Source organism: Pseudomonas sp. KCJK9111, assembly GCF_046231935.1.
Taxonomy (GTDB): Bacteria; Pseudomonadota; Gammaproteobacteria; order Pseudomonadales; family Pseudomonadaceae; genus Aquipseudomonas; species Aquipseudomonas parafulva_B.
The window spans coordinates 41026-48574 of sequence record NZ_JBJJMO010000032.1 but is presented as its reverse complement, the minus strand read 5'-3'; the positions used below and the strand labels follow the sequence as shown (position 1 = coordinate 48574).

Here is a 7549-nt window from a genome sequence, read left to right as displayed (position 1 = left end):
GGGCGATCAGGCCGAAACCACAGTTGTTCTTGAATTCTTCGGGATTGTACAGACCTGTTTTCATAGACACATTCTCACCAGGTTCACCCCTCAACGGAGGCAAATCTCTTTTTTTAACAACCACTTACCATCCACGCCGATCAAACGCCAGCTTTTTTGCGGTGGCCATGGAAAACCATTGTTGCACAGCGACAGCGACACTCACAAATTTTCATGTCTCACCATTGAAAATTTATGTCGCATTTTTGAATGTATTGATGCCGCCAACCAGGTGGCGACTTCACTGGACTCTGAAGCGATTCAGCCAGAGCTGCGTGGGTGGCTTGTGGCCGACAGCCCGGGACAGAAAAGCCTGCCGCGCTTGGGCGCAGCAGGCTAGACGAAAACCAGAATTCGCTTGGCTACAGGGCAGCGGGGTGATGCTGCCCGGAAGGTATCAGCGGGCCGAAGCCAGCTCTTGTTGGACGCTGGCGACAGTACGTGGCCAAGGTTTACCAGCCTGGACCTTCGCTGGCAAGTTCTTGATGGCGGCCACCGCTGCATCGCGGTTGGCGAAGTTGCCGTAGGTGACCACGTACAGCGGCTTGCCCTGCAGGGACTTGCGGAAGTAGCGATAGTCGCCACCTTGGGCTTTCACAAAGGCCTGGGCCGACGCTTCGGAGCTGGTCCCCAGAATCTGCACCACGTAGTTGCCCGGCTTCTGGCCGGTGTACCAGGCGCTGTTGCCGCTGCCACCTGACGCTGATTTTTCAGCAGGTTTCTCGGCAGCCTTGGGCGCGGGCTTGGCCACCGCCACCTGGGTAGGTGCAGGCTCAGGCTTGGCCGGCGTGGTTTGCTTGGGCTGTTGCGTGACCGCCGGCTTGGGCGTGGAGGTAACCGGTTGGGCAGGCGCCGGCGCTGGGCCTGCAGACACGCCCTGTGGCGGTGCGATGGTGGTGACCGTGGGTGGCGGATTGCCCGGTTGCAGCGCTGTATCACCCGCCGGGCTGCCCTCTTCGCCCTCGCCCATGCCTGCTGCCTGGGCCAACGGTTCACGCATCACCGGTTGCGACTGCCCACCCAACGGCAGGGGCTTGGGCTGGGACGAGCCGGAGAACTCGATTGCCGCGCTGGAATTGCCGTCGCCAAGGGGCAACTGGGCTTGGGCTGCGGGTGCATCTTCAGGGGCCTTGTCGCCCTTGCGGGGCATCAACACCGCCGCGGCCACGGCGACGACGACCACGGCGGATAGCGCGAGTACGTGTTTTTTAGGCATCTTGAACCCCATGGCTGGTCGCTTTGCCGTCGTGCGGCTGGCGATCATGGCTTCGATCAGAGTGTCGCGGGCAACCTGGTTGATAGTGCCAGGCCACCCATCGGCATTTTCATGGATATCGGCGATCTGCTCCCGGCTGAACACCTCGATACCCCGGCCGGCACCCACCAGGCGCTGTTCGAGGTACTCGCGGGTTTCATCCTCGCTGTACGGCGCAAGTTCGATGATGTGGAAGCGTTCTTCCTCGATATTCAACTCATCGAGCCCTGCAATCAGCGATGGCTCACCGAACAGGAAGACATGCGGACGCCCTTCGGGAACGCCTGCCGCCAATTCCAGCAACGCTTGGAGTGCCGACTCGTCCAGTTGTTCCGCATCGTCCACCAGCAGATACACTTCCTGGCCAGTCAGGGCCAGTTGCACCATCTTGGACAAGATGCTCTGCACCTGCGGCTCGGCCACATCCAGGTATTGCGCGATCTGGCCGAGAATACTGGCAGCATCGCCGGCACTGCGGGCCGACACCACGACGCTCTGCACCGACTGCTTGTTGGTGCTGGCCGCCAGCGCCTGGCGCAGCAGGGTCTTGCCGCTGCCCAGAGGCCCGGTGACCACCAGCATCAGGTGGCTGTAGCGGGCCAGGTGGTGCAGCTGTGCCAGGACCGGCTTGCGCTGGGCGGGGAAGAACTTGAAGCCCGGTACGCGTGGTGCGAACGGGTCGTGGCTCAGTTGGTAATGGTCGAGAAAGGCCTCATCGGCGTGCAAACTGGTCATTGCGCTGTCACAACCTCAAAGCTGGGCCACGATCGCGCGGTAATCCGCCGACAGCGTGGCCTGAAGAATCTCATTGGGATAGTCGTCGGTGACCACGGCCTCGCCTAGCTGGCGCAGCAGCACCAAGCGCAGACGGCCGTCCAGCACCTTCTTGTCGACCGCCATGTGTTCCATGAAATGCGCCGGGGTCATTTCCTGTGGGGGCACCACCGGCAAGCCTGCTTCCAGCAGCAAGCCAATGCTGCGGTCGCGTTCGGCCTGGGTGATCCAGCCTAGCCGCATGGACATCTCCAGCGCCATGGCCGTACCTGCTGCCACGGCTTCGCCATGCAGCCAGACGCCATAGCCCATATGGGTTTCGATGGCGTGGCCGAAGGTATGGCCAAGATTGAGCGTGGCCCGAACACCCGACTCGCGCTCGTCAGCCCCTACGACGGCTGCCTTGGCCGCGCACGAGCGACGGATGGCTTCGGTCAACGCTACTGGGTCAAGACTGCGCAGCGCCGGCATATTTTCTTCGAGCCAGGCCATGAAAGGCTTGTCACAGATCAAACCGTACTTGATGACTTCGGCCAGCCCGGCAGACAGCTCACGGGCTGGCAGGGTCCCGAGTGTCATGGTGTCGATCACCACGGCATTGGGCTGGTAGAACGCGCCGACCATGTTCTTGCCCAGTGGGTGATTGATGCCGGTCTTGCCGCCAACCGACGAATCCACCTGCGACAGCAGGGTGGTGGGCACCTGGATGAAATCCACACCGCGCTGATAGCACGCCGCGGCAAAACCGGCCATGTCGCCGATTACGCCGCCACCGAGGGCCACGACGGTAGTGCGCCGATCGTGGCGGGCCGTCAGCAGGCCATCGAAGATCAGCTGCAACGTTTCCCAGTTCTTGTGGGCCTCACCGTCAGGCAGTACCACCGGCAGTACGCTATAAGCCCCCAAGGTCCTGCTCAGGCGCTCCAGATAGAGCGGCGCCACAGTTTCATTGGAAACGATGGCAACCTGACGGCCCGCGATATGCGGCGTCAGCCACTCAGGCTGGTCAAGCAGGCCTTCGCCAATGTAGATCGGGTAGCTGCGCTCGCCCAGGTCGACCTTCAGTGTCTGCATGTATCCCCACAATGAGCTGGTGCACGGCGCCTTTGGCAGGCAAGCCACGCGGTATCGTTGAACCTCGCCTTGGCGCAGGAGGCCGAGAATAGTCCCGGGTTAGCGGGGCGGCAACTGCTGCAGGCGCTCGAGAATGTCGATCACTACCATCCGCGGTGGCCGCTCGTCGGTTTGCACCACCAGATCGGCAATTTCACGGTAAAGCGGGTCTCGGGTTTCGAGCAAGGCGCGCAGGGTCGCCTCCGGGTTGGCGGTACGCAGCAATGGCCGGTTGCGATCCCGAGCGGTGCGGCCGACCTGCTGCTCGACCGAGGCATGCAGGTAGATCACCCGGCCGCCCTGGTGCAGCGCGCGGCGATTGGCCTCGCGCATGACAGCCCCGCCGCCGGTAGCAACGACCACGCCATCGAGGCTGCACAACTCGGCGATCATGGCCTGCTCGCGGTCACGGAAACCCGGCTCGCCTTCCTTGTCGAAGATCCACGGGATGTTGGCGCCGCACCTCAGTTCGATTTCCTTGTCGGAATCCCTGAATGGCAGGCGCAGCTCTTTGGCCAATAGGCGCCCGATGGTGCTTTTACCAGCACCCATGGGCCCCACAAGTATCAAATTTCGCACAGAATCAACGACTCACAGCAATCGTCTGGTCACTCATGATACGCGGAGTCAGGAAGACCAGCAGCTCGGATTTTTTCTCTTGTAGTACATCGCGTCGAAACAGCCGTCCAACATACGGCAGATCGCCAAGAAATGGCACCTTGTCCACCACATTGTTTTGCGTGGTCGAGTAGACGCCTCCGATCACGATCGTCTGCCCGTTCTCGACCCTGACCTTGGCATTGACCTCGTTCTTGCGAATGGGCGGGACGTCATTCAGGGCATTGACGTAGTCAGGTTCGTCCTTGGTCACTCTCACGGTCATGACGACACTGTCATCGGGCGTGATCTGCGGCGTTACTTCCAGTGAAAGCGAAGCCTCGCGAAACGTTACGGTTGTCGCGCCGTTCTTGTTGGACTGCTGGTAAGGCACCTCGGTACCTTTGAGTATCCGCGCCGTCTCCTTGTCAGCGGTCACTACCTTGGGCTGCGAGATGATCTCGCCCTCACCGCTCTTTTCCATGGCGCTGAGCTCAAGATCAAGGAGCACGTCGCCGCGCAACAGACCGACGCCAAGGCTGCTGCTGCCTCGCTCGACGCCCAGGTCTACGAACAGGTCCTTGCCCGGTCTCGGCACGGCGCTGTAAAGGTCGCCGCCCCATCGCACCCCCAGTCCTTTCTGGTAGTCGACGTTGGCCTCCACGATACGGGCTTCGATCGCGACCTGACGCACGGGCACATCCAACTGGGCAATCAGTTGTCGAATCTCGGCAAGTCGATTCGCCGGCTGGTGGACCACCAGCGTGTTGGTACGCTCATCCACACCCAGACTGCCCCTGCCGGCAAGGATGCCGTCCTCAGACAGGCTCGCCAACAACAGCTCGGACAAATCTGCGGCCTTGGCATAGTGGATACGCATCAGTTCTCGACGCATGGGCTGTTGTTGTACGTCGAGTGAATTTGCGGTGTCCTCGAACGACTGCGCGCTCAGGGTCGAAAGCGGTGCGATCAGCAGTACATTGCCTTCCTGGCGTCGACCCAGGCCCTTGCTGCGCAATACCAGGTCGATCGCTTGATCCCAGGGGACATCTTCCAGCCGCAAGGTGACGCTCCCTTGGACGTCGTCGCTGGCGACCAGGTTGATACCGGCATGGTCGGCAAGCACCTGCAGCACGGCGCGTACCTCGACATCCTGAAAATTCAGTGACAGCCGTTCACCCTGGTAGGGGGCGGCCATTGCCGTCAACGGCAACAGCAGGGTTGCGAGTAGCCATTTCCATGTCTTGCTCATCCAGGATCAGGGCCTCCTTGCCCGCAGGTGTTGCCATAGAGATAAACGCAACGCGCTCGTGCCATGCACCGTCCATGAACCAGTGTTCGCGAATTTCCACCTGACCCGGATCGATATGCGCAACGACCCCTTGATCGCGCCCGACCCGGTCACCCAGGCTTACCCGATGAACCCTACCGGCTGCCATCAACAGCGCTTCGTGAGCCTGTGCCCGCGACAGGCTGCCAACCATGCGCACCTGCGACAGCGGCACGCTTGCCAGCCCGCGATCAGGCAGTTGGTCCTGCTGCGGCCTGAATGGGTCGACGTGCGGTGCTGCCACGGGCATGCGTGCCGGCAGCTGGGCCAATGCCTGTGCCGGCAGCGTTGGGACGGTTGCCTGGAAGGCATCGACCTGCAGCCGCAGTTGCACCATGCCAGGCTGCCCGGTGACAGGTTCCAGGCTCATGTCGCCAGTGCGCAGCAGCCGAGCCTGGCCAAGCCACTCGAACAACCATTGCCGCATGCCGGCATACTCGCCTTTGACCCGCAGCTCCAGCGGCACCTGTTGGTAATCACCGTGGGTTTGCGCCTCTTGCACCCGCAGCAGCTCGATGAGCAAGCCGTGGGCGCGGCCCAACGCCGCGATGTGATCCACCAGGTCGCTCATGTCCTGGCCGGCGGCCATGTTCCACAGGGCCACCTGCAGGCGTTGCTCGGCCTCAGCCACAGCGGCACGTAGGCTGTCGAGCCCCGCGCGCTCTGCATTCAAGGCCGATTGCCGCTCATCCAGCGCCTGGGCCCTGGCCTGCTCCCGGTCCATTTGCTGCAGCGCTGCTGGCAGGCGTATCGCGCAGCCCAAGGCGAACAGACAACAGGCCAGCAGCACCGGCGCCATGCGCTTGGCCCGCACGGACTGCCCGAACGCCGACGCGCGCTCAAAGGCCGCCTGCAGTTTCATGACCAGGACGCCGCGACGCGTGCTGTCAGCAGGAACTGATCGGCACGGGGCAGGCTTTTGATCTGCTTGAGTTGCAGGTCGATCAACACGCCCGAGCGACCCAGGTCCCGCATGAACTGGGCGATCACAGCGCCAGAGGGAGCCAGGCCCGTTATCTGCAAGTGGCTGGCTTCAAATTGCAGGCCCAACAACTGCACAGTAGTTGGCAGGGCGCGCTCAAGGTCCGTGAACAACCCCTCCAGGATGCGCTGCTCAGCGCGCAGCGTCTCAAACCGGGAAAGCTGGCCCGACGACGCGGCGTGCTGATCCTGCAGCTGTGCCCTGGACGCTGCGGGCTCAATCAGGACCGCCAATTCAGCCGCTCGCTGCTTGTTATCGGCCGCCTGCAAGTGGGCCCGTTGACGCGCCAGCTGATCGATCGTTGTCACGGCGCACAGGGCCGCCAATGCGCTTGCCAACAGCTGGTTGCGAAAGCGCCGAATGGCTGCTTGCCGCTGCCGCTCGCGCCAAGGCAGCAGGTTGAACCGGATCATGCCCGCAACCCTCCTGCCGCCAGCGTGCTGGCAAGCAGCATGGGGCCGCCGAGACATTCGAGCCCGCCGGGTGCAGGCAACGGCCGGCAACGTACGTTGAGCCTTTCGCTCATCGCTTGCAGGTGCCGATGGGTCATGCACGCACCGCTTGACACCCACAGGTCTGCCGGCAGGCTCTGCGACACGAGCGCCGCGGCAGCCCGCTCTGGCAACTCGCCCGGCAGCAGGGGTTCAGTCGCCGTCCACTCCCATCGCTGGCAGACGCCCTGGGGTTGCCAGCGATGCAGCACAATGTTTTGCCGATCGATCCGCAACAAGGCGGCCTGATCCGAAAATGCAAGCGGTAACAGGCGGGCAAGGGCGATTGTGTCGACCTCGACGGCTTCCAATTGCAGCCCCGCTTGCGTCACCATCGATTGCACCAGTGCCAGCGTGCTTTGCCGGCAAGCCGCCACCATCACGTCGATACTGTTCGGCTCATCAAGGCTGGGACCCAGCACATGGAAATCCATGGCCAAGTCATCCAGTGCAAAAGGCAGTAGCCGCTCGGCCTCGGCGAGCAACTGCGCTTCGATCTGTTCCTCACAAGCCTGGTGCGGCAGGCGGCACGGCTTGCAGATCACCTGGTCGGCTGGCAGCGCCATGGCCACTCGATGCTGGCGTAAACCGTGACGTTCGAAGGCGCGCCGCAGCGCCGCTGCAGCATGTGCTGGCTGGGCCATCCAGGTGGTGGCCGCTGGCTGTCGGTAGGATTCCTGTGCCTGGCACAGCACCTCAAAGCGCCGCTTGCGCTTGCGCAATTGAACCACCCGCACCGCATTCTCGACGATTTCAATCCCTGTAAATGAACCGGCATCCCTGCTAAAGCGTCCAAGCATCGCAGCCTCCCTGCGCTCGATACCCCCCGGGGCGTTCCCTGAATCCGGCCGCCGCCAAACGACGAGCAGCCCGGGCGGTAACCCCGGCGTGGCGAAAAATGCTTATAATGCCCGGCGTTTTCCGGCCCGCCGGACCTGCGTGCAATCCATTCACAACCTGGACACCGA

Annotated in this window: 7 protein-coding genes and 1 pseudogene; 1 reads left to right on the top strand and 7 read right to left on the bottom strand. The window is 62.6% G+C overall.

The genetic code is table 11. The features are described from left to right. Positions 1–379 (top strand): annotated as a pseudogene (locus ACK59L_RS12720) (hypothetical protein); the annotation flags it as partial. Positions 380–436: 57 nt separating this feature from the next. On the opposite strand, the gene ACK59L_RS12715 reads toward ACK59L_RS12720, so the two are convergent. From ACK59L_RS12715 to pilM, 7 genes are all read right to left on the bottom strand, one after another. Further along, positions 437–2029: an SPOR domain-containing protein gene (locus ACK59L_RS12715; RefSeq protein WP_197844103.1), complete on the bottom strand. Its 1593-nt coding sequence runs from the start codon at positions 2027–2029 to the stop codon at positions 437–439. A 15-nt stretch (positions 2030–2044) separates the two neighbouring features. Beyond that, the gene (aroB, locus tag ACK59L_RS12710; RefSeq protein WP_409273961.1) at positions 2045–3142 is read right to left on the bottom strand and encodes a 3-dehydroquinate synthase; all 1098 of its coding nucleotides are present in this window, start codon (positions 3140–3142) and stop codon (positions 2045–2047) included. 99 nt (positions 3143–3241) lie between these two features. After that, on the bottom strand, positions 3242–3760 hold the full coding sequence (gene aroK / locus ACK59L_RS12705; protein ID WP_027913510.1) for a shikimate kinase AroK: 519 nt from the start codon (positions 3758–3760) through the stop codon (positions 3242–3244). A 4-nt stretch (positions 3761–3764) separates the two neighbouring features. Continuing rightward, positions 3765–5030, bottom strand: coding sequence for a type IV pilus secretin PilQ (locus tag ACK59L_RS12700; RefSeq protein WP_409273959.1), 1266 nt, complete (start codon positions 5028–5030; stop codon positions 3765–3767). Then, complete coding sequence (locus ACK59L_RS12695) at positions 4954–5970, bottom strand: pilus assembly protein PilP (RefSeq protein WP_409273957.1); 1017 nt, start codon at positions 5968–5970, stop codon at positions 4954–4956. Before ACK59L_RS12695 ends, ACK59L_RS12700 begins: the two co-directional genes overlap by 77 nt. Beyond that, positions 5967–6503 carry a PilN domain-containing protein gene (locus tag ACK59L_RS12690; RefSeq protein WP_409273955.1) on the bottom strand — a complete coding sequence of 179 codons (537 nt, stop codon included), beginning with the start codon at positions 6501–6503 and terminating at the stop codon, positions 5967–5969. The genes ACK59L_RS12695 and ACK59L_RS12690 overlap by 4 nt, the downstream gene beginning before the upstream one ends. Then, positions 6500–7381, bottom strand: a complete 882-nt coding sequence (gene pilM / locus ACK59L_RS12685; protein ID WP_409273953.1) for a type IV pilus biogenesis protein PilM — start codon at positions 7379–7381, stop codon at positions 6500–6502. Before pilM ends, ACK59L_RS12690 begins: the two co-directional genes overlap by 4 nt. Positions 7382–7549: the final 168 nt, after the last annotated feature.